Annotated in this window: 19 protein-coding genes and 1 riboswitch; of the genes, 13 read left to right on the top strand and 6 right to left on the bottom strand. The window is 60.2% G+C overall.

Annotated features, from left to right (window positions below; translation table 11 throughout):
* Window positions 1–71: 71 nt before the first annotated feature.
* The 7 genes from nikA to PFH44_RS03740 all read left to right on the top strand — a co-directional run bounded on the left by nikA (window position 72) and on the right by PFH44_RS03740 (window position 6,769).
* Window positions 72–1,646 (top strand): nickel ABC transporter substrate-binding protein, encoded by a 1,575-nt coding sequence (nikA, locus tag PFH44_RS03770; RefSeq protein WP_463671533.1) that lies wholly within the window; start codon window positions 72–74, stop codon window positions 1,644–1,646.
* Window positions 1,646–2,590, top strand: coding sequence for a nickel ABC transporter permease subunit NikB (gene nikB / locus PFH44_RS03765; RefSeq protein WP_283824328.1), 945 nt, complete (start codon window positions 1,646–1,648; stop codon window positions 2,588–2,590). Before nikA ends, nikB begins: the two co-directional genes overlap by 1 nt.
* Entirely contained in the window at window positions 2,587–3,420 is an 834-nt protein-coding gene (nikC, locus tag PFH44_RS03760; protein ID WP_283824327.1) for a nickel ABC transporter permease subunit NikC, read from the top strand. Before nikB ends, nikC begins: the two co-directional genes overlap by 4 nt.
* Window positions 3,420–4,184 (top strand): nickel import ATP-binding protein NikD, encoded by a 765-nt coding sequence (nikD, locus tag PFH44_RS03755; RefSeq protein WP_045853960.1) that lies wholly within the window; start codon window positions 3,420–3,422, stop codon window positions 4,182–4,184. Before nikC ends, nikD begins: the two co-directional genes overlap by 1 nt.
* Window positions 4,181–4,972, top strand: coding sequence for a nickel import ATP-binding protein NikE (nikE, locus tag PFH44_RS03750; protein WP_283824326.1), 792 nt, complete (start codon window positions 4,181–4,183; stop codon window positions 4,970–4,972). Before nikD ends, nikE begins: the two co-directional genes overlap by 4 nt.
* A complete protein-coding gene (nikR, locus tag PFH44_RS03745; protein WP_045853958.1) occupies window positions 4,960–5,376 on the top strand; it encodes a nickel-responsive transcriptional regulator NikR in 417 nt (138 codons plus the stop codon). The genes nikE and nikR overlap by 13 nt, the downstream gene beginning before the upstream one ends.
* Window positions 5,377–5,504: 128 nt before the next feature.
* Window positions 5,505–5,688: riboswitch (M-box (ykoK) riboswitch) on the top strand.
* Between the two features lie 67 nt (window positions 5,689–5,755).
* On the top strand, window positions 5,756–6,769 hold the full coding sequence (locus tag PFH44_RS03740) for a magnesium transporter (protein ID WP_045853957.1): 1,014 nt from the start codon (window positions 5,756–5,758) through the stop codon (window positions 6,767–6,769).
* A gap of 42 nt (window positions 6,770–6,811) precedes the next feature.
* Here PFH44_RS03740 and PFH44_RS03735 read toward each other — a convergent pair whose 3' ends face one another.
* Complete coding sequence (locus tag PFH44_RS03735; protein WP_283824325.1) at window positions 6,812–8,005, bottom strand: BaiN/RdsA family NAD(P)/FAD-dependent oxidoreductase; 1,194 nt, start codon at window positions 8,003–8,005, stop codon at window positions 6,812–6,814.
* Between the two features lie 230 nt (window positions 8,006–8,235).
* On the opposite strand from PFH44_RS03735, the gene pitA reads away from it, so the two are divergent.
* Complete coding sequence (gene pitA, locus PFH44_RS03730) at window positions 8,236–9,732, top strand: inorganic phosphate transporter PitA (protein ID WP_045853955.1); 1,497 nt, start codon at window positions 8,236–8,238, stop codon at window positions 9,730–9,732.
* A 54-nt stretch (window positions 9,733–9,786) separates the two neighbouring features.
* Here pitA and uspB read toward each other — a convergent pair whose 3' ends face one another.
* On the bottom strand, window positions 9,787–10,122 hold the full coding sequence (gene uspB / locus PFH44_RS03725) for a universal stress protein UspB (RefSeq protein ID WP_045853954.1): 336 nt from the start codon (window positions 10,120–10,122) through the stop codon (window positions 9,787–9,789).
* A 377-nt stretch (window positions 10,123–10,499) separates the two neighbouring features.
* Between uspB and uspA the strand changes: the two genes are divergently transcribed.
* A complete protein-coding gene (uspA, locus tag PFH44_RS03720) occupies window positions 10,500–10,937 on the top strand; it encodes a universal stress protein UspA (RefSeq protein ID WP_041143102.1) in 438 nt (145 codons plus the stop codon).
* 321 nt (window positions 10,938–11,258) lie between these two features.
* Window positions 11,259–12,731, top strand: a complete 1,473-nt coding sequence (dtpB, locus tag PFH44_RS03715; protein WP_283824324.1) for a dipeptide/tripeptide permease DtpB — start codon at window positions 11,259–11,261, stop codon at window positions 12,729–12,731.
* A 16-nt stretch (window positions 12,732–12,747) separates the two neighbouring features.
* Here the strand turns inward: dtpB and PFH44_RS03710 are convergent, their stop codons facing one another.
* Entirely contained in the window at window positions 12,748–13,251 is a 504-nt protein-coding gene (locus PFH44_RS03710) for an RrF2 family transcriptional regulator (RefSeq protein WP_045853952.1), read from the bottom strand.
* A 232-nt stretch (window positions 13,252–13,483) separates the two neighbouring features.
* Between PFH44_RS03710 and PFH44_RS03705 the strand changes: the two genes are divergently transcribed.
* Window positions 13,484–14,686, top strand: coding sequence for an NAD(P)/FAD-dependent oxidoreductase (locus tag PFH44_RS03705; RefSeq protein WP_283824323.1), 1,203 nt, complete (start codon window positions 13,484–13,486; stop codon window positions 14,684–14,686).
* Between the two features lie 89 nt (window positions 14,687–14,775).
* Here the strand turns inward: PFH44_RS03705 and rsmJ are convergent, their stop codons facing one another.
* The 3 genes from rsmJ to PFH44_RS03690 form a co-directional block, all read right to left on the bottom strand.
* The gene (rsmJ, locus tag PFH44_RS03700; RefSeq protein ID WP_283824322.1) at window positions 14,776–15,528 is read right to left on the bottom strand and encodes a 16S rRNA (guanine(1516)-N(2))-methyltransferase RsmJ; all 753 of its coding nucleotides are present in this window, start codon (window positions 15,526–15,528) and stop codon (window positions 14,776–14,778) included.
* 134 nt (window positions 15,529–15,662) lie between these two features.
* The gene (gene prlC, locus PFH44_RS03695) at window positions 15,663–17,705 is read right to left on the bottom strand and encodes an oligopeptidase A (RefSeq protein ID WP_283824321.1); all 2,043 of its coding nucleotides are present in this window, start codon (window positions 17,703–17,705) and stop codon (window positions 15,663–15,665) included.
* 185 nt (window positions 17,706–17,890) lie between these two features.
* A complete protein-coding gene (locus PFH44_RS03690) occupies window positions 17,891–19,162 on the bottom strand; it encodes an acid phosphatase (protein ID WP_283824320.1) in 1,272 nt (423 codons plus the stop codon).
* A 193-nt stretch (window positions 19,163–19,355) separates the two neighbouring features.
* Here PFH44_RS03690 and PFH44_RS03685 point away from each other — a divergent pair, with 193 nt between their 5' ends.
* Both PFH44_RS03685 and gorA read left to right on the top strand, forming a co-directional pair.
* Window positions 19,356–20,198 (top strand): 23S rRNA (adenine(2030)-N(6))-methyltransferase RlmJ, encoded by an 843-nt coding sequence (locus tag PFH44_RS03685; protein WP_045853947.1) that lies wholly within the window; start codon window positions 19,356–19,358, stop codon window positions 20,196–20,198.
* A 71-nt stretch (window positions 20,199–20,269) separates the two neighbouring features.
* Window positions 20,270–21,622 (top strand): glutathione-disulfide reductase, encoded by a 1,353-nt coding sequence (gorA, locus tag PFH44_RS03680; protein WP_045853946.1) that lies wholly within the window; start codon window positions 20,270–20,272, stop codon window positions 21,620–21,622.
* Window positions 21,623–21,628 lie beyond the last annotated feature (6 nt).

Here is a 21,628-nt window from a genome sequence, read left to right as displayed (position 1 = left end):
GTTACTCCTAAAGTATGATGAATAATTAAAATCATCATACTTTTCTGCTCACTGAGATTAACGCCTTGTCGATCCTCCGCACCCTCTTCCGCCCCCTTCTGACGGCGGTTTGCCTCTGTCTGCCTCTGCTCACCGGCGCCGCCGCGCGCGAAGTCGTCACCGCCTGGCCGGTCAACGTCGGCCCCCTGAATCCCCACCTCTATACGCCCAACCAGATGTTCGCCCAAAGCATGGTCTACGAGCCGCTGGTCAAATATCAGCAGGATGGCTCGGTCAAGCCGTGGCTGGCGAGCCGCTGGACCCACTCTGCGGACGGCAAGGTCTGGCTGTTTACCCTGCGCAGTGACGTGCAGTTCTCTAACGGCGAGCCGTTTAACGCCCAGGCGGCGGTAGCCAATTTTCAGGCGGTGCTGGCGAACAGGCAGCGCCACGCCTGGCTGGAGCTGACCAATCAGATTAGCGATGTCAGGGCGCTGAGCGATACCCAGCTGCAAATCACCCTGAAAAGCGCCTACTACCCTTTTCTGCAGGAGCTGGCGCTGCCGCGTCCGTTCCGCTTTATCGCCCCGTCACAGTTTGTTGACGGCGGCACCGTTCACGGGATTAAGGCGCCCATCGGCACCGGGCCTTGGGTGCTGAAAACCACCAAGCTCAACCAGCTTGACGTGCTGGTACGTAACCCACGCTACTGGGGCGAAAAACCGGCGATTGACCAGGTGACCGTGAAGGTGATCCCGGACCCGATGACCCGCGCCGTCGCCTTTGAAACCGGCGATATCGATCTGCTCTACGGCAACGAGGGCCTGCTGCCGCTGGATACCTTCGCGCGTTTCAGCCATAGCCCGGCCTGGCGCACCCAGCTTTCTCAGCCCGTTGAAACGGTAATGCTGGCGCTTAACTCTGCCAAAGCGCCCACTAATGAGCTGGCGGTGCGGGAGGCGCTCAACTATGCGGTCAACAAAAAGTCGCTGATCGACAACGCGCTGTACGGCACCCAGCAGGTTGCCGATACGCTGTTCGCCCCTTCGGTGCCCTATGCCAATATCGGCCTGACCCCGCGCCGCTACGATCCGCAGCAGGCTAACGCCCTGCTGGAGAAAGCCGGCTGGCTGAGGCCCGCGGGCGAGCAGATCCGCCAAAAAAATGGCCAGCCGCTGCGCATCGAGATGTCGTTTATCGGCACCGACGCCCTGAGCAAATCCATGGCCGAAATTATGCAGGCCGATATGCGCCAGGCTGGCGTCGACGTCGTGCTGAACGGCGAAGAAGAGAGCAGCATTTATGCCCGCCAGCGCGACGGGCGCTTCGGCATGATTTTTAACCGCACCTGGGGCGCGCCGTACGATCCGCACGCCTTTATGAGCTCAATGCGCGTCCCCTCTCACGCCGACTATCAGGCCCAGCAGGGGTTAGCCGATAAGGCGCTTATCGACCAGCAGATTGGCAAGGTGCTGACGACCACCGACGAAACCCAGCGCCGGGCGCTGTATCGCGACATCCTGACCCGCCTGCACAACGATGCGGTCTATCTGCCCATCAGCTACGTCTCGATGATGGTGGTGGCAAAACCCGAGCTCGGTACGATCCCTTACGCGCCCATCGCCGCCGAGATTCCGTTCGAACAGATCCGGCCGGAGCAGCCCTGATGCGACGCTACGTACTGCGGCGCATCCTGCTGCTGATACCGATGATTTTCGCCGCCTCGGTCATTATCTTTCTCATGCTGCGTCTCGGCACCGGCGACCCGGCGCTGGACTATCTGCGCCTGTCAAATCTTCCGCCGACGCCGGAGATGGTGGCCTCCACGCGCGCGATGCTCGGACTTGACCAGCCGCTCGTCGCCCAGTACGCCAGCTGGCTATGGAAGGCGCTGCATCTCGATTTTGGCCTCTCCTTCGCCACCCAGCGGCCGGTGATCGACGACGTGATGCACTTCCTGCCCGCCACGCTGCAGCTGGCGGGCGCGGCGCTGGTTATTATCCTGCTGACCTCCGTGCCGCTGGGGATTTGGGCCGCCCGCCATCGCGACCGCCCGGCGGATTTTATCGTGCGGGCGATCGCCTTTCTCGGCGTCTCGATGCCCAACTTCTGGCTCGCCTTCCTGCTGGTGATGCTTTTTTCGGTCTATTTGCAGTGGCTGCCGGCGCTGGGCTACGGCGGCTGGCAGCACCTTATTCTGCCCGCGGCGTCGATCGCCCTGATGTCGCTGGCCATCAACGCCCGCCTGCTGCGCGCCAGCATGCTGGAGGTTGCCGGCCAGCGCCACGTCACCTGGGCGCGGCTACGCGGGCTGAGCGACAGGCAAACCGAACGCCGCCATATTCTACGCAACGCCTCGCTGCCCGTGGTGACCGCTATCGGGATGCATATTGCCGAGCTGATTGGCGGCACGATGATTATCGAAAACATCTTTGCCTGGCCGGGCATCGGGCGCTACGCGGTGTCGGCCATCTTTAACCGCGACTACCCGGTTATCCAGTGCTTCACGCTGGTGATGGTGGTGGTGTTTGCGCTCTGCAACCTGACGGTTGACCTGCTCAACGCCGCGCTGGACCCGCGTATTCGCCGCCATGAAGGAGCGCGCCCGTGAACCTTTTTCTTTCAGCCCGCTGGCCGGTTCGCCTGGCGCTGATCGCCATTATCCTGCTGGTGCTGATCGCCCTCACCGCCCAGTGGTGGCTGCCCTACGACCCGCAGGCCGTTGATTTACCGTCACGCCTGCTCTCGCCGGACGCCCGGCACTGGCTGGGTACCGACCACCTGGGACGCGATATTTTTTCCCGCCTGCTGGCCGCCACGCGGGTTTCTCTCGGCGCGGTGCTGGCCTGCCTGCTGCTGGTGCTGGCGCTGGGGCTGGTCATCGGCGGCTGCGCCGGGCTGATGGGCGGCCGGGTCGATCAGCTCACCATGCGGGTTGCCGATATGTTTATGACCTTCCCAACCTCTATCCTGTCATTTTTCATGGTGGGCGTACTGGGTACCGGGCTGACTAACGTGATTATCGCCATCGCCCTGTCGCACTGGGCATGGTACGCGCGGATGGTGCGCAGCCTGACGATTTCGCTACGCCAGCGCGAGTTTGTGCTCGCCGCCCGGCTTTGCGGGGCGGGCCATATACGCGTCTTTGTCGATCACCTTGCGGGCGCGGTGGTGCCGTCGCTGCTGGTGCTCGCCACCCTCGATATCGGCCATATGATGCTGCACGTCGCCGGAATGTCGTTCCTTGGCCTCGGCGTCAGCGCGCCAACCGCGGAGTGGGGAGTGATGATTAACGACGCGCGCCAGTATATCTGGACCCAGCCGCTGCAGATGCTGTGGCCGGGCCTGGCGCTGTTTATCAGCGTGATGGCCTTTAACCTGGTGGGCGACGCGCTGCGCGATCGTCTCGATCCTCACCTGATCGCGGAGCATAGCCACTGATGCCACAGAAGATCGAACTCGAGCAGTTCACCCTCCACGCCGAACGGCCGCTGGTCCACGATCTGTCGCTGACGCTGCGCCGCGGGCGGGTGCTGGCGCTGCTCGGCAGCAGCGGCTGCGGAAAATCGCTGACCTGCGCCGCGGCCCTTGAGGTTCTGCCGCCCGGCGTCAGGCAGAGCGCCGGGCGTATCCTGCTCGACGGGATACCGGTCCACGGCAGGCAGCTGCGCGGCGCCACCGTCGCCACCATCATGCAAAATCCTCGCAGCGCCTTTAACCCGCTGCACACCATGGCGGCTCACGCCCGGGAAACCTGCCGCGCCGTCGGCCGGCCGCCGGATGAGGCCGCATTTATCGCCGCCCTGCAGGCGGTGGGGCTGGAGAATCCCACCCGGCTGCTCAGGCGCTACCCCTTCGAGATGAGCGGCGGCATGCTGCAGCGGATGATGATTGCCCTGGCCGTGCTGAGCGAGGCGCCGTTTATCTTTGCCGATGAGCCCACCACCGACCTCGATGCCGTCGCCCAGGCGCGCATTCTTGACCTGCTGGAGGAGATCGTCACCAGCCGCGGCCAGGGCCTGCTGCTGATCACCCACGATATGGGCGTGGTGGCACGGCTGGCGCACGAGGTCGCGGTGATGGACGAGGGTCGTATCGTCGAGCGCTGCGACGTGGCAACCCTGTTCAGCACCCCGCAGCATCCGGTCAGTCGACGGCTGCTGGCGGCGCACCTGGCGCTGTATGGAATGGAGAGCAGAGCGTGAATTTACTTAACGTCGCCGGCGTCAGCCACGATTACCCGCATCACCCGGCGGTGCTGCAGCAGATCGGCCTCAGCATCGCGCCGGGGGAGACGGTGGCCCTGCTCGGCCGCAGCGGCTGCGGCAAAAGCACCCTCGCACGCATGCTGGTAGGGCTGGAATCACCCGATTGCGGCGTCATCACCTGGCGCGATACGCCGCTTACGGCCCTGAAGGGCGAGGCTCTGCGCACCTTTCGCCGCGATATCCAGCTGGTTTTTCAGGACCCGCTGAGCGCGGTGAATCCGCGTAAAACGGTGCTGGAGATTATCAGCGAACCGCTGCGCCACCTGTTCCGCTACTCCCGCGATGAGCGCACGGCGCAGGTGAAGGCGATGCTGCAGGCGGTCGATCTCTGCGCTGACCTGCTCCACAAGCGCCCGCTGCAGCTCAGCGGCGGCCAGCTCCAGCGCGTGTGCCTGGCCCGGGCGCTGGTGGTGCGGCCGCAGCTGCTGATCCTTGATGAGGCGGTGTCGAATCTGGATCTCGTCCTGCAGGCGGAGATCCTTGCCCTCCTCAAGCGTCTGCAGGCTCAGTTTTCCACCGCCTGCCTGTTTATCACCCACGACCTGCGGCTGGTCGAACGCTTTTGCCAGCGGGTGATGGTGATGGAGAGTGGGCAAATCGTTGAAACGACGGAGATAAGCTCACCGCTGCGTCTTCAGTCCACCGCGGGTCGGGCGCTACAGCGCGCGGTACTTCCCGCTTTTCCAGCCTCCCTGACCAAAGAGAAACAGCCATGCAGCGCGTAACCCTGACCCTTGATGATGAGCTTCTCGCCACCCTTGATGCGCTCAGCGAACAGCGGGGCTATAACAACCGCTCGGAAGCGGTGCGCGATATTTTGCGCAATACCCTGATGCATGAACATGCGCAAAAGAGCGAACAGCGCGGCTACGCGGTGCTCTCCTACGTGTACGAGCACGAGAAGCGCGAGCTGGCGAGCCGGCTGATTGCCACCCAGCACCAGCACCACGATCTCTCCGTCGCCACGCTGCACGTGCACATCAGTCACGATGACTGCCTCGAGATTGCGGTACTGAAAGGGGAAATGGGCGAAGTGCAGCACTTCGCCGATGAGGTGATTGCCCAGCGCGGCGTGCGCCACGGGCATTTGCACTGCCTGACCGCGGAGGAGGAGCACGCCCACCCCTAGTCTCGCGCTCGGCGGGAACGCAACGGCGGATCGGTAAACAAAACCACCGCCGTTTATCAACGGTTGATAAACATGTTGAATTATCAATCGGGTTAACTATCTCTTTTCGTGAATAATGGCGCCTCATTTAACGATCTCGTTATGGCGAGGCTCCTGCACAAATATAAGTTACCGCCCTGCTGGTATCGAGAGAGACCACTCAGGGAAATACAGGCATCCATCGAATCAAGGTGTTGCCAAGGTAACTTCTGACGGCACTTACGCCGGACAGATACGTTGTGCAGTGCTAAAACCAGGACGTAGGGATCTGCCCGCAATCTGCCTGTGGTCATCCTGTCTTGTTCGCCCCTATGAGTGATTTTTTATAGGGAATTACACCATGTCATCCATCCAACACTGCGCCACCCATCCGGCTAACGCCGCCTTCGACGGCGATGCTATCGCCCAGTACATGCGTACCGACTTTATGACGCTGCCGGAGCAGCTTAGCGTTCATGAAGCGCGGGAGCGCTTTGTCTCCCAGCTCACCAGCGACGATATCCCAGGCCAGGTTTTCGTCGTCGCCGGCAGGAAGCTTCGCGGCAGCCTGTCGATTAAAAAACTGCTGCAGGAGAGCGATACCACTCAGCCCATTCGCTACTTAATGGACAGCTGCCTGTTCCGCGTAAAGCCCGATGATGAGCGCCAGCAGGTGGTGGCCGAACTGGGTGAACGCGGGCTCGACCTGGTGCCGGTGGTCGAAAAAGGCGAGCTGGTCGGCTGCCTGATGGAGAAGGAGATCGCCCATCTGCTGGAAGATGAGGTCACCGAAGACGCGCATCTGCAGGGCGCGACGCTGCCGCTGGAGAAGCCCTATCTGGAAATAAGCCCGTGGACGCTGTGGAAAAAGCGTTCGGTCTGGCTGCTGCTGCTGTTCGTTGCCGAAGCCTACACCAGCAGCGTTATCCAGCACTTTGAAGAGGCGCTGGAGTCGGCCATTGCGCTGGCCTTCTTTATCCCGCTGCTGATCGGCACCGGCGGCAACAGCGGCACGCAGATCACCTCCACGCTGGTGCGCTCCATGGCGCTGGGCGAAGTGCGGCTGCGCGATATGGGACGGGTTATCCGCAAAGAGGTCTCGACGTCGCTGCTGATCGCTCTCACGCTCGGGCTGGCGGGATGCCTGCGCGCCTGGATGATGGGCATCGGGATGGAAATCACCCTGATCGTCAGCCTGACTCTGGTGTGCATTACGCTATGGAGCGCGCTGGTATCGTCGGTGATCCCGATGGTGATTAAGCGCGTCGGTATCGACCCGGCGGTGGTCTCCGCGCCGTTTATCGCCACGCTGATCGACGGCACCGGGCTGATCATCTACTTCAAAATCGCCCAGTACTTTCTTGGTCTGAACTGATCGGCCAGAGTCAGCCTCCCGCAGCAGGAGGCTGACCTCATCTTACGCCTCTGCCAGCGCCTGCGCGCAGGCCCAGGCGGAGGCCCACGCCCACTGGAAGTTATAGCCGCCGAGCCAGCCGGTGACGTCCATCACTTCGCCGATAAAATAGAGCCCGGGCACTTTCCGCGCTTCCATCGTGCGGGAGGAGAGTTCGTTGGTATCCACGCCGCCGAGGGTCACCTCCGCCGTCCGGTAGCCCTCGGTGCCGTTGGGCTGCACGCGCCATGCGGTCAGCGTCTCCACCAGCGCCTCCTGCTCGCGGAGGTTGAGCTGCTTCAGCGTGACGTCCGGGATTTGCCCCAGTTGCTGCAGGCACTCGACCAGACGCTTCGGCAGCTGCATGGAAAGGGTATTTTTCAGGCTTTGATTCGGATGCTCTGCCCGCTGCTGGTTGAGGAAGTCGTCGAGACTGCAGTCCGGCAGCAGGTTGATGCTGACGAATTCTCCCGCCTGCCAGTAGCTGGAAATTTGCAGCACCGCCGGGCCGGAGAGCCCGCGATGGGTAAACAGCAGATTCTCGCGGAAAACCGTGCCGTCCTCGGCGGTAATGGTCGACGGCACCGACACGCCGGAGAGCACCTGCAGCTGCTCAAGCAGCGGTTTATGCAGGGTAAAAGGCACCAGCCCGGCGCGGGTCGGCAGCACCGTCAGGCCAAACTGTTCGGCCAGCTTGTAGCCGAACGGCGACGCGCCAAGGCCCGGCATCGACAGGCCGCCGGAGGCGACCACCAGCCTGTTCGCCGCCACCGTTTCGCCGTTAAGCTGCAGAGTGAAGCCCGCGTCGTCGCGCTCGACGCTCAGGATCTCCGTGCGCAGGCGGAGCTGCACGCCGCCCTTTTCACATTCGGCCAGCAGCAGGTTGACCACCTGTTCGGCAGAGTCGTCGCAGAACAGCTGGCCGAGCGTCTTCTCATGCCAGGCGATGCCGTGTTTACCCACCAGCTCGATAAAATCCCACTGGGTGTAGCGCGCCAGCGCCGACTTGCAAAAATGCGGGTTCTGGCTGAGATAGGCCGCCGGCTCGATATACATATTGGTAAAATTGCAGCGTCCGCCGCCGGACATCAGGATTTTACGGCCCGGCTTTTTACCATTATCCAGCAGCAGCACGCGCAGCCCCGCCTGGCCCGCCTGTGCTGCACAAAACATTCCCGCCGCTCCGGCGCCGATTACAATGGCATCAAACCTTTCCACACTGCTTTCCTCATGTCCCGATTGTCGGGAATTGTAAATTTTTCACGCTGGTCGCACCAGCGTGAAAAATTAAGTATTTATTTACATCATTGAAATATATAGGATTACTCCCAAGCGCGTCGCACCTGAAGAGCAAGGAAATCAAAAAAAGTCTATATTTCGCTTTGCCCGCGCCGCTAAAGTCACTGATAATGCGCCGCGTTCATGTCCTCAAAATGGCGTAACGTCCTATGCTACATTTATTTGCCGGTCTGGATTTACATACCGGGCTATTACTATTGCTTGCTTTAGCTTTCGTGCTGTTTTACGAAGCGATTAACGGTTTTCATGATACCGCAAACGCTGTTGCAACTGTGATCTACACGCGCGCAATGCGGTCGCAGCTTGCTGTGGCGATGGCGGCTCTCTTTAACTTTTTCGGCGTTCTGTTAGGTGGTCTTAGCGTAGCCTATGCCATTGTGCATATGTTGCCGACCGACCTGCTGCTTAACATGGGTTCTGCACATGGCCTCGCTATGGTGTTCTCCATGCTGCTGGCGGCCATTATCTGGAACCTCGGAACCTGGTACTTCGGCCTTCCGGCCTCCAGTTCGCACACGCTGATCGGCGCCATCATCGGGATTGGTTTAACCAATGCGTTGATGACCGGCACCTCGGTGGTTGACGCGCTGAATATCCCGAAAGTCATCGGTATTTTCGCCTCGCTGATCGTCTCGCCTATCGTGGGCCTGGTGGTGGCGGGCGGCCTGATTTTCATTCTGCGCCGCTACTGGAGCAATACCAAGAAACGCGCCCGTATCCACCTGACGCCTGCTGAACGTGAAAAGAAAGACGGCAAGAAAAAACCGCCGTTCTGGACCCGCATTGCGCTGATTCTGTCAGCCATCGGCGTGTCATTCTCGCACGGCGCGAACGACGGTCAGAAGGGCATTGGCCTGGTGATGCTGGTGCTTATCGGCGTAGCGCCGGCAGGGTTTGTGGTTAACATGAACGCCTCCGGCTACGAAATCACCCGTACCCGCGATGCGGTCAATAACGTGGAAACCTTCTTCGAACAGCGTCCTGAGCTGCTGAAGAAAGCGACCGGCGTTGACCAGCTGATTCCGTCACCGGAAGCCGGTGCGGTCGCCGCGGGCGAGTTCCACTGCCATCCGGCGAACACCGTCAACGCGCTTAGCCGCGTGAAAACGATGCTCACCGGAATCGAAAGCTACGACGCGCTCACTCTCGATCAGCGCAGCCAGATGCGCCGCATTATGCTGTGTATTTCCGACACCACCGACAAAGTCGCGAAGCTGCCGGAAGTGAATGGCGATGACAAGCGTCTGCTGAAGAAGCTTAAAACCGATATGCTGAGCACCATCGAGTACGCGCCAATCTGGATCATTATGGCGGTTGCGCTGGCGTTGGGTATCGGCACCATGATCGGCTGGCGCCGCGTGGCGACCACTATCGGCGAGAAGATCGGTAAGAAAGGCATGACCTACGCACAGGGTATGTCGGCCCAGATGACCGCGGCCGTATCGATTGGTCTGGCGAGCTACACCGGGATGCCGGTTTCCACCACCCACGTGCTCTCCTCCTCGGTGGCGGGGACGATGCTCGTTGACGGCGGCGGACTGCAGAAAAAAACCGTCACCAGTATTCTGATGGCGTGGGTTCTCACCCTCCCGGCGGCGATTCTGCTGTCAGGCGGGCTGTACTGGATAGCGCTGAAGCTTATCTAAGCGGCTAACGGCAGTGATATAACGGGTCAGGAAACTGGCCCGTTTTTTTTTGCGCTAGTGCCAGATAAGCAGCGCAATCATACTCACCACCACCAGGCCACACAGCGCGCTGGTCAAAATAAACTGCCGCCGCACCCGTTCACAGCGGCGAATAAACTCGTCGTCATGATGATCGCGGTAGCGCTGGCCGTAGATATACCAGACCAGCCTCATCTGTTTACCCGGCTGGCCGTGAGAGGTAAAAAACCCTCCGCCATCAACATATTGATACAGCAAGGGATCGCAACCACGTAGCACTACCAATAACGCACGCAACGATGAGAAGTAGCGTGCCATATTCACCACACAAACGATACACAGGGCCCAAAACAGCGCAATCGTGCTGATCATACTTCCTCCCCGGCGACCCGCCCTCGGAGACGTCTCCGGGGCTAGCGCTCCCCAATACCCGACCCATACAATAGAAGAGTGCGATACCAATCACGTTTATTTATTCGATCGGCTCATTAAATAGTGTAGGAGATCAGTTAATTTTTTTACCACAAGGTTAATCGTTATCAATACATAAGACGGATATATTTGTTTAACTATTTGGTGAACCAGGCGCATTGACGGCGCGCGAGGGGCGCTATAAGGTAGAAATATCTTCTACAATTAAGTCCTTAACGGACTGAACCCCCGCGAATTAGCACGCAGGACGCGGGCGAAGCGGCAGCGCTAGCTGTCTGGTCCAACGGTCATCGACAACTTATGGAAGGAGTAACACTATGGCTTACAAACATATTCTTATTGCAGTAGACCTCTCCCCGGAAAGCAAAGTGCTGGTAGAGAAAGCCGTTTCTATGGCACGTCCCTACAATGCCAAGGTTTCCCTGATCCACGTCGATGTGAATTACTCCGACCTCTACACCGGTCTTATCGACGTCAATCTGGGCGATATGCAGAAACGCATTTCTGAAGAGACCCACCACGCGCTGAGCGAACTCTCCGGCAACGCGGGCTATCCGATTACGGAAACCCTGAGCGGCAGCGGCGATCTCGGCCAGGTGCTGGTTGATGCCATTAAAAAATACGATATGGATCTGGTCGTCTGCGGCCACCATCAGGACTTCTGGAGCAAGCTGATGTCCTCCGCGCGCCAGCTGATCAACACCGTGCATGTCGATATGCTGATTGTCCCGCTGCGCGACGAAGAAGACGAATAACGCTTTCGCCTTTCTCAGCATCAGCCTGTCTGCGCCCGCTTATGCGGGCGTTTCTTTACCCGTCCGCGCCGCCATCTCCCGCCCGCTATTATCCCGACTATCCCGAACGGACCGTTATCGCCCGCCGGGATCAACCAGCAGTATATAAATCCACGCATTTAATATCAGTTAGTGTGATCAACCAATTATAAGAAAAAATATCTATATAATAATCTAATCATTAAGCCAATGGCCGCAGTATAGCGCGCCATCATACTTTTTCAGCGCGTTCTGGCATACGCGTTCATACTTTTTTCGGATAGCACTAAAAGGCGAAGGAATATGAAAACAACTGCACCTACGGGCCTGCTGCAGCAACCGCGGCCGTTCTTCATGATCTTTTTTGTAGAGTTATGGGAGCGATTTGGCTATTACGGCGTCCAGGGCATCCTGGCGGTTTTCTTTGTTAAACAGCTCGGATTCTCTCAGGAACAGGCGTTTATTACCTTCGGCGCATTTGCGGCGCTGGTCTACGGCCTGATCTCCATCGGCGGCTACGTCGGCGACCACCTGCTGGGCACCAAACGAACGCTGGTGCTGGGGGCAATTGTGCTGGCGCTCGGCTATTTCATGACCGGGCTGTCGCTCCTGAAACCCGATCTCATTTTTATCGCTCTGGGCACCATCGCCGTCGGCAACGGGCTGTTTAAGGCCAATCCCGCCAGCCTGCTGTCAAAGTGCTATCCCCCGGATGACGCCCGCCTCGACGGGGCGTTCACCCTGTTTTACATGTCGATTAACATCGGCTCCCTGCTGTCGCTATCGCTGGCGCCGGTGATTGCCGAGAAGTTCGGCTATGCCGTCACCTACAACCTGTGCGGGGCGGGGCTGATTATCGCTCTGCTGGTCTACTTCGCCTGCCGTGGGATGGTCAAAGATATCGGTTCGGAGCCCGACCATCGGCCGCTGGTGCTGCGCAACCTGCTGTACGTGCTGGTCGGTACGGTAGCGATGATTTTCCTCTGCGCCTGGCTGATGCATAACGTGGAAATTGCCAACCTGGTACTGATCGTCCTCTCTATCGTGGTGATTATTTTCTTCTTTCGCGAGGCCTTTAAGCTGGATAAAACCGGCCGCAACAGGATGTTTGTCGCCTTTATCCTGATGCTGGAAGCGGTGCTGTTCTACATCCTGTACGCGCAAATGCCCACATCGCTCAACTTTTTTGCCATCAACAACGTGCACCACCAGATCCTTGGCATCACCATTAATCCGGTCAGCTTCCAGGCGCTGAATCCGTTCTGGGTAGTGGTCGCCAGCCCGGTACTGGCGGCAATCTACACCCGCCTCGGCAACAAAGGTCGGGACCTGACCATGCCGATGAAGTTTACCCTTGGGATGTTTTTATGTTCGCTGGGCTTCCTGACCGCCGCCGCCGCCGGCATCTGGTTTGCCGACGCCCAGGGGCTCACCTCGCCGTGGTTTATCGTGCTGGTCTATCTGTTCCAGAGCCTCGGCGAGCTGCTGATTAGCGCGCTCGGCCTGGCGATGGTCGCCGCGCTGGTTCCCCAGCAGCTGATGGGCTTTATCCTCGGGATGTGGTTCCTGACGCAGGCGGCAGCCTTCCTGATGGGGGGATACGTGGCGACCTTCACCGCGGTGCCGGAAAATATCACCGACCCGCTGCAGACCCTGCCGATCTACACCGACGTGTTCGGCAAGATTGGCCTGGTGACCCTGGCGGTGGCGATCGTGATGGCGATTCTGGTGCCGTGGCTCAACCGTATGATTAATACCCCTGCCGACGGCAAATAGCGGCGGCTGGCTGAGGTTAACCCTTGCGAGCGTCAATCCACTCCTGCACTTCAATCACAAACTCATCCGGCGCTTTGCGGTACATCTTACGGGCGAGGTCCAAAATCGTATGCTGCCCGAGCGCCTCTTCCATGCGCTGCTGGGCCATGTCCATTACCGAGCGCACGCCACAAATGCCTTCACAGGCCCACTCCGGCGGCTGCTCGTCAAATACCGCCAGCCGCTGGCGAATTTCACGACACTCGAAAATACGCTTATCGCCATCAATGGCATTGACCACGTCCAGCACCGTGATGTGTTCGGCGGGCTTCGCCAGCTGAAAGCCGCCGCCCTTGCCCTCCATGCTGCGCACCAGCCCTGCCCGGGAGAGGCGGGTAAATATTTTGGCCAGATAGTCGTAGGGCACGCTTTGCAGCTCGGCGATTTCGCGCACGCTCATGTCGCGCGCGTCGCCCTTGCTGTCCACCATGCACATCAGACTATGGATGCCGTACTCAACGCCAGAACTGTAGAACGCCATTCTCTTATCTCAGCCAAAACAAATCTGAGTTATTGTAGCTTTTCCATCTCATCCATACCAGACAGATGCCGTATCAAGCGGCAGGATAAATAATTATTTTAATATTTATCATATGTATACAATCAAAACCCCGCTTTTCACTCTGGCAACAGCACAAATCACGTTGCACTTTATAACTACGACAAATAAAATCCGAGTAAATACATCGTAGCAAACAGTGAGTGAAAGCATAATGGCTAAAAAAATCCTGATCGTCGGCGCGGGCTTTTCCGGAATGTGGGCGGCGCTCAGCGCCGCACGCCTGGCGGATAAGCACCGCGACGAGACCGTGGAAATCACGGTAATTGCCCCGCAGCCCGAGCTGCGGGTACGTCCACGTTTCTATGAGGACGATGTGCCGACGCTGGTCGCCCCGCTACAGCCATTATTTGACGCCACCGGCGTCAGCTTCCTGCGCGGGAGCGTTGAGCGCATCGTGCCTGCCGCCAAAGAAGTGGCGTGGGTCGATGCCTCCGGTAACGCGCAGCGCGCGGGCTACGACCGGCTGATTCTCGCCAGCGGCAGCCGCGTTAACCGTACCCAGGTCGCCGGCGCCGAGGCTCACGCCTTCGACCTCGACCAGCTGGAAAGCGCTACCGTTCTGGAAAACCATCTGAAATCCCTGGCCCACGCCGCGGATAGCGTGGTGCGCAATACGGTCGTCGTCTGCGGCGGCGGCTTTACCGGCATCGAGATGGCGATGGAGCTTCCGGGCAAGCTGCGGGCCATCCTGGGCTCAAATGCTAAGACCAGAGTAGTCGTAGTTGAACGCGGCCCGCAGCCGGGCTCACGCTACAGCGACGCGCTGCGCGAGGTTATCGTTCAGGCCTCCGCAGAGCTCGGCGTTGAGTGGCTGGTGAACGCGGAGGTCGAAAGCATTGACGCATCCGGCGTGACGTTGAAAGACGGGCAGACTATCGCGTCGCAGACCGTTATCTGGACCGTCGGCGTACAGGCCAACGACCTGACGGCGCAGATTGACGCCCCGCGCGATCGCCAGGGCCGCCTGCACGTCAACGGCGATCTTCAGGTGATGGGTCATGATGCGATCTACGCCACCGGGGACGTGGCCTACGCCGCCACCGATGATAAGGGCAACCACGCGCTGATGACCTGCCAGCACGCGATTCTGCTGGGCAAATTTGCCGGCAACAACGCGGCGGCCAGCCTGCTGGAAGTGGCGCCGCTGCCCTATCGTCAGGAAAACTACGTCACCTGTCTGGACCTCGGCGCCTGGGGCGCGGTCTATACCGAAGGCTGGGACCAGCAGGTGAAGCTGACGCGGGAAGAGGCAAAAAAGGTGAAGATCGCGATAACCAGCGAGCTTATCTATCCTCCGAAGGCCGACAGAGCCATCGCCTTTGAGATTGCCGATCCGCTGGCACCGTTCGTCTAACCGCGCACAGGCCGCGCGATGCTTATCCGGGCTACGTAGTCCGGATAAGGCGCGTTGCGCTACCCTGCGGGATATTCGGCGAGAAGGGGTTATTCCGCCGTGCCGGCGTAAATATCAAACCGATGGCCCTTGGTGACCACCGCGTTCGGCGTGGCGACGTCCGCCAGCGGCGGCGCGTAGTCAGGCCGTTTGACCACCACCCGTTTAGTGGCCAGCCGGCGCGCCGGCTCCAGCAGGCCGTCGGCGTCTAAATCTGGCCCCACCAGCGACTGAAAGACGCGCATCTCTTTTTTCACCAGCGCGCTTTTCTGCTTGTGCGGGAACATCGGGTCGAGATAGACCACCTGCGGTCGCGGGGTAATATCGCTCAGCGCCGTCAGGCTTGAGGCGTGAATAAGCTGCAGGCGCTGCTGCAGCCACGGGCCAATTTCCGGGTCGGCATAGCCGCGGGCAAGGCCATCATCAAGCAGCGCCGCCACCACCGGGTTACGTTCCAGCATCCGCACGCGGCAGCCTACGCTGGCGAGCACAAACGCGTCGCGCCCCAGCCCCGCCGTGGCGTCCACCACGTCCGGCAGATAGTCGCCCTTAACGCCCACCGCTTTGGCCACCGCCTCGCCGCGTCCGCCGCCGAACCTGCGCCGATGGGCCATCGCCCCGCCGACAAAATCTACGAAGATGCCGCCAAGCTTCGGCTCGTCGCGCTTGCGCAATTCCAGATGCTCCGGCGTCATCGCCAGCGCCATCAGGTTGTCTTCGTCATGCTCCAGCCCCCAGCGGGCGGCCAGAACAGATAAGGCGCCGTCTCCGGCGCCCGTTTCATCAATTAAGCAGATTTTCACTTCCGCTTTACCCTAAATAATTCGCGTTGCCTCAGGACAACAAGGGAACAAATCCCCGGCAACGAACGCAGCGTACGTTCCCGGGGTGAGTGAGTGCAGTTGCCGCAGGGGCAGCCTGAAGTATGGCGGGTAAATTAGCCCTTAATCCCGTAGTGATCCAGCATCGCGTCCAGCTGCGGCTCACGGCCGCGGAAGCGTTTGAAGAGGATCATCGGCTCTTCAGAACCGCCGCGGCTCAGGATGTTATCGAGGAACGACTGGCCGGTTTCGCGGTTGAAAATCCCCTCTTCCTCAAAGCGGGAGAAGGCATCCGCCGCCAGCACGTCGGCCCACAGGTAGCTGTAGTAGCCCGCCGCGTAGCCGCCGGCAAAAATGTGGCTGAAGGCGTGCGGGAAGCGGCCCCACGACGGGCCAGGCACCACGGCGACCTGCTTTTTGATCTCCGCCAGCGTCTCGAGGATTTTCGCCCCTTGCTCCGGCTGATATTCCGCATGCAGGCGGAAGTCGAACAGGCCGAACTCCAGCTGGCGCAGAATAAACAGCGCGGCCTGGTAATTCTTCGCGGCGAGCATTTTTTCCAGCAGCGCCTGCGGCAGCGGTTCGCCGGTCTCGTAGTGGCCGGAGATAAACGCCAGCGCCTCCGGCTCCCAGCACCAGTTCTCCATAAACTGGCTCGGCAGCTCAACCGCATCCCACGGCACGCCGCTGATGCCGGACACGCCCGGGGTATCGATGCGGGTCAGCATGTGGTGCAGGCCGTGGCCGAATTCGTGGAACAGGGTGATCACTTCATCATGGGTGAACAGCGCCGGCTTGCCGCTAACCGGACGGTTAAAGTTGCAGGTCAGGTAGGCCACCGGTTTCTGCAGCGAGCCGTCCAGCTTGCGCATCTGGCCGACGCAGTCGTCCATCCACGCGCCGCCGCGCTTGTGCTCGCGGGCGTAGAGATCGAGATAGAAGCTGCCGCGCAGCTCGCCTGTATCGTCATACAGCTCGAAGAAGCGCACTTCCGGGTGCCAGACGTCGATATCGGTGCGCTCTTTGGCGCTGATGCCGTAAATGCGCTTAACCACTTCGAACAGGCCGTTAACGGCTCTGTTTTCCGGGAAATAGGGACGCAGCTGCTCATCGCTGATGCTGTAGAGATGCTGCTTCTGCTTTTCGCTGTAGTAAGCGATATCCCACGGCTGCAGCTCCTCAACGCCGAACTCCGTTTTGGCGAAGGCGCGCAGCTGGGCCAGCTCTTTCTCCCCCTGCGGACGGGCGCGTTTCGCCAGGTCGGTCAGGAAGTCGAGCACCTGCTGCGGGTTTTCCGCCATTTTGGTCGACAGCGATTTTGACGCGTAGCTGTCAAAGCCCAGCAGCTGCGCCAGCTCGTGGCGCAGGGCGAGGATCTCGGCCATCACCGGGCTGTTGTCCCATTTGCCGGCGTTCGGCCCCTGGTCAGAAGCGCGGGTGGAGTAGGCGCGATAGAGCTCTTCGCGCAGCGCCTGGTTGTCGCAGTAGGTCATCACCGGCAGGTAGCTCGGGATATCGAGAGTCAGCAGATAGCCTTCCTGCTCTTTAGCCTGCGCCTGGGCCTGAGCCGCGGCCAGCGCGCTCTCCGGCATCCCGGAGAGTTCGGCTTCGTCGGTGACCAGCTTGCTCCAGCCCATGGTGGCGTCGAGCACGTTGTTGCTGTACTGGTTGCCCAGCTCGGAGAGGCGTGCGGCAATTTCGCCGTAGCGCTTCTGCTGCTCTTTTTCGAGGCCAATACCGGAGAGTTCAAAATCACGCAGCGCGTTATCCACCGCTTTTTTCTGGGCGGTGTTAAGGGTGGCGTAGTGGTCGCCGTCGCGCAGGTCGCGATACGCCTGGTACAGGCCTTCGTTCTGGCCCACCCAGGTGCTGTATTCCGACAGCAGCGGCAGGGTTTGTTCGTAGGCTTCACGCAGCTCCGGGCTATTTTTTACCGAGTTCAGATGGCTGACGGGAGAAAAAATACGCCCCAGCACGTCGTCAACTTCCGCCAGCGGCTGGCACAGCGTCTCCCAGCTATAGGGCGCGCCCTGCGCCACGACGCTCTCTACCGCTGCCCGGCAATCGTCCAGCGCTTTGGTGACCGCAGGCACCACATGCTCCGGCTTGATTGCAGAAAAAGGCGGCAACGAAAAAGGCGTCAGTAATGGATTGGTCATATGCGCAGTCCTGTTGAAAAGGGGAAATGAAGCGCGCGTTCCGGCGCTTTAGCATGAGATCTAGAATGGGGGATAGTTGGGTGAATTTCAATGTCGTGCGATGCGCAGAGCCGGGTATTGCTGCAATAAGCCCGGCCGTTGAGCAAAATCCCGGCGGGCGCGCTGCTTCGCCGGGCTGGGTGAGATTAATGCGCCTTCTGCGCCATCTGCCAGGCGGCAGGCAGGTTGAGGCGCTGCCAGAACTGCTGGTCGGCGGTCTCTCCCGACAGCGGATAGCCGGCCGGTAGCGCGCTTTTCACCATCAGCGCCCGACGCTGCGCGGCGGAAAGATGCGGCAAGGCGGCCTCCAGCAGCACCTCGGCCCCTTCGGGCACCTTCAGGGCCGGCTTCTCGCCTTTCTGCTGCGGCAGATCGTAGGTCATGGTGAAGCGATAAAAGGCGTTCATGGCCGGGTCGCGGTACGGATCGTCCTTGCCGGCGCTTTTCGCGCATTCGGCAAGCGAAGTGCCGCACTCTTTCTCCAGCGCGGCGCGCAGCTGGTCGCGCGCCTCGTTAAACAGCGCGCGATATTTCGCATCGTTCAGATAGTGGGCGACGTTACGCTGCGCCACCATCCGCGAGCCCATCACGTCCAGCGGATAGTGCACGCCGAGCACGATCCGCGAGTAGCCGTAGCGCGCGCCGCGGGTCACCAGCGCATCGAAGCGCTCCGGGATCATCTCGGCCATCAGCAGGGCATCGGTATAGCCCGTATTGGTGTGTCCGCTTGGGAAGGAGCCTTCATCGGCGGAATAGGGCTGGTTATCCTTCACCACCACGTCATCGGGCACCATGTGGATGGTGTTGCCCTGAATCAGGAACGGACGCGGGTTATTGAAGTGCTTTTTCGCCGCACCGGTGCTGACTTCGCTGGCCTTAATCAGCGCCGCCGCTTTGCCCAGCTCGCCTTTGTCGTAGGCCGCAAGGAACGCTTTGCCCAGCCGGGGCCCCATCGCATCGCTGAGGAAGTAGAGATAGCTTATCCCCTCGGCATCGGCCAACGCCTGGTGGCGGGTAGCCTGGGTAGCATCGCGGTTAATGGCGGTGACGGTGGCGAGATTATCTTTCACCACCGCATCCGGGAGCTTGCTGAACGCCGAGAGCAGCGCAATTCCCGCCTGCTGGTTCGCTTTAGTCTGAAAATCGTAGCCGCTGGCCTTGAGCCAGGCTTTATCCGCCTGGGTTTTATTCTGTTTCGCGTGCTCCAGCTGGTCGCGGGTGAGGGTTGCGGCATCCCCCTTCAGCGCCTGGCGCAGCGCCGCCAGCGTCTGGCTCTCCAGCGCGTCAAACGCCGGGCTCTGCGCCGCGGGCGTGACGCTGGCGGCGATCGCCGCCGCCTGATTGAGCGGAACGTCTTTGGCCAGAGCCGGCAACGCCAGGATTAGCGCCGACGTCAGAAGTGTGATTTGCAGTTTCATTATTTTTCCTTTTATTCAAACGATTACCTTGCCTGCACGCGACGCTAGCGCGACCGTTTGACGCTTTTATGACACCGTTATGTTTTGCAACGCTTTTGGCACAATTGAAACAGCACGGCGCTACAGCGGTAATCCGTACGGATCTGCGGTAAACTATCGGTTATCTTGTTTAATTCCCGGAATCTCTGCATCCATGCTCAGTTATCGCCACAGCTTTCACGCAGGCAACCACGCCGACGTCCTCAAACACACCGTTCAGAGTCTGATCATTGAATCGCTGAAAGAGAAAGAGAAGCCGTTTCTCTATCTGGACACCCACGCCGGCGCAGGTCGCTACCATCTGAGCAGCGAGCACGCCGAGCGTACCGGTGAGTACATGGAAGGCATCGCCCGCATCTGGCAGCAGGATGACCTGCCGGCCGAGCTGGAGCCCTATATCTCCGTGGTTCAGCACTTCAACCGCAGCGGCCAGCTGCGCTACTATCCGGGCTCCCCGCTGGTTGCCCGCCAGCTGCTGCGCGAGCAGGACAGCCTGCAGCTGACCGAGCTGCACCCGAGCGACTTCCCGCTGCTGCGCGCGGAGTTCCAGAAAGACGAGCGCGCGCGCGTGGAAAAATCCGATGGCTATCAGCAGCTGAAGGCTAAGCTGCCGCCCGTCTCCCGCCGCGGCCTGATTCTGATCGACCCGCCGTACGAAATTAAAAGCGATTACCAGGCGGTGGTGACCGGCATTCACGAAGGCTACAAGCGCTTCGCGACCGGCACCTATGCGCTGTGGTATCCGGTGGTCCTTCGTGCGCAGATCAAACGCATGATCAAAGAGTTAGAAGCAACCGGCATCCGCAAAATCATGCAGATTGAGCTTGCCGTGCGCCCGGACAGCGACCAGCGCGGCATGACCGCGTCGGGGATGATCGTGATCAACCCGCCGTGGAAGCTGGAACAGCAGATGAACAACGTCCTGCCGTGGCTGCACAAAAAGCTGGTTCCGACCGGCAACGGGCACGCAACGGTCAGCTGGATCGTCCCGGAGTAATCGCAGTCATCGGCGGAACCTATTGATTTCCGGTATACAATCGCAGCATTCAGATATTAAGGATATGACTCATGAGCAAACATTATGACTACATTGCTATCGGCGGCGGCAGCGGCGGCATTGCCTCCATCAACCGCGCGGCGATGTACGGCCAGAAGTGCGCCCTGATTGAAGCGAAAGATCTGGGCGGCACCTGCGTTAACGTCGGCTGTGTACCGAAGAAAATAATGTGGCACGCGGCGCAGATCCGCGAAGCGATTCACCTGTACGGCCCGGACTACGGTTTCGACACCACCATTAACCACTTCGACTGGGACCGGCTGGTTGCCAGCCGCAGCGCCTACATCGACCGCATTCATACCTCCTACGACAACGTGCTGGGTAAAAATAAGGTCGATGTGATTAAGGGCTTCGCCCGCTTTATTGACGCCAAAACGGTGGAAGTCAACGGCGAAACCCTGACTGCCGATCATATCCTCATCGCCACCGGCGGCCGTCCGAGCCACCCGTCCATTCCGGGCGTAGAGTACGGCATCGACTCCAACGGCTTCTTCGAGCTGCCGGCGCTGCCGAAGCGCGTGGCGGTTGTCGGCGCGGGCTATATCGCGGTTGAGCTGGCGGGAGTGATTAACGGCCTGGGGGCCGAGACGCATCTGTTCGTGCGCAAGCACGCGCCGCTGCGCAGCTTCGATCCGCTGATTGTCGAGACGCTGGTTGAGGTGATGAACGCCGAAGGCCCGCAGCTGCATACCAACGCCATTCCGCAGTCGGTGGTGAAAAACGCCGACGGCAGCCTGACCCTGACCCTCGAAGATGGCCGCAGCCAGACCGTCGATTGCCTGATTTGGGCCATCGGCCGCCAGCCGGAGACCGATAACTTCAACCTCAAGGCCACCGGGGTGAAGACCAACGACAAAGGCTATATCGTCGTGGATAAATTCCAGAACACCAGCGTGGCGGGGATCTACGCGGTGGGCGATAACACCGGCGCGGTCGAGCTGACGCCGGTCGCCGTTGCCGCCGGCCGCCGCCTCTCCGAGCGTCTGTTCAACAACAAGCCGGAAGAGCATCTGGACTACAGCAACATCCCGACCGTGGTCTTCAGCCACCCGCCGATCGGCACCGTCGGCTTAACCGAGCCGCAGGCCCGCGAGCAGTACGGCGACGAGGCGGTGAAGGTCTATAAATCCTCCTTTACCGCGATGTATACCGCCGTCACCTCGCACCGCCAGCCGTGCCGCATGAAGCTGGTCTGCGTCGGCCCGGAAGAGAAGATTGTCGGTATTCACGGCATCGGCTTCGGCATGGATGAAATGCTGCAGGGCTTTGCGGTCGCGCTGAAGATGGGCGCCACCAAGAAGGACTTCGACAACACCGTGGCGATCCACCCGACCGCCGCGGAAGAGTTCGTGACCATGCGCTAAACGTCA

This window comes from Klebsiella sp. Ech2A (assembly GCF_030078455.1).
GTDB classification, from domain to species: Bacteria; Pseudomonadota; Gammaproteobacteria; order Enterobacterales; family Enterobacteriaceae; genus Klebsiella; species Klebsiella terrigena.
The sequence above is the reverse complement of the archived record's forward strand: the minus strand, read 5'-3'. Positions and strand labels throughout refer to the sequence as shown.

Coding starts and splice junctions, on each gene's coding strand:
- nikB (WP_283824328.1), top strand. CDS start 1,646: ATGCGACGCTACGTACTGCGGCGCATCCTGCTGCTGATACCGATGATT.
- PFH44_RS03705 (WP_283824323.1), top strand. CDS start 13,484: ATGGCTAAAAAAATCCTGATCGTCGGCGCGGGCTTTTCCGGAATGTGG.
- uspA (WP_041143102.1), top strand. CDS start 10,500: ATGGCTTACAAACATATTCTTATTGCAGTAGACCTCTCCCCGGAAAGC.
- PFH44_RS03710 (WP_045853952.1), bottom strand. CDS start 13,251: ATGGCGTTCTACAGTTCTGGCGTTGAGTACGGCATCCATAGTCTGATG.
- gorA (WP_045853946.1), top strand. CDS start 20,270: ATGAGCAAACATTATGACTACATTGCTATCGGCGGCGGCAGCGGCGGC.
- pitA (WP_045853955.1), top strand. CDS start 8,236: ATGCTACATTTATTTGCCGGTCTGGATTTACATACCGGGCTATTACTA.
- prlC (WP_283824321.1), bottom strand. CDS start 17,705: ATGACCAATCCATTACTGACGCCTTTTTCGTTGCCGCCTTTTTCTGCA.
- nikR (WP_045853958.1), top strand. CDS start 4,960: ATGCAGCGCGTAACCCTGACCCTTGATGATGAGCTTCTCGCCACCCTT.
- dtpB (WP_283824324.1), top strand. CDS start 11,259: ATGAAAACAACTGCACCTACGGGCCTGCTGCAGCAACCGCGGCCGTTC.
- uspB (WP_045853954.1), bottom strand. CDS start 10,122: ATGATCAGCACGATTGCGCTGTTTTGGGCCCTGTGTATCGTTTGTGTG.
- PFH44_RS03740 (WP_045853957.1), top strand. CDS start 5,756: ATGTCATCCATCCAACACTGCGCCACCCATCCGGCTAACGCCGCCTTC.
- PFH44_RS03690 (WP_283824320.1), bottom strand. CDS start 19,162: ATGAAACTGCAAATCACACTTCTGACGTCGGCGCTAATCCTGGCGTTG.
- nikD (WP_045853960.1), top strand. CDS start 3,420: ATGCCACAGAAGATCGAACTCGAGCAGTTCACCCTCCACGCCGAACGG.
- PFH44_RS03685 (WP_045853947.1), top strand. CDS start 19,356: ATGCTCAGTTATCGCCACAGCTTTCACGCAGGCAACCACGCCGACGTC.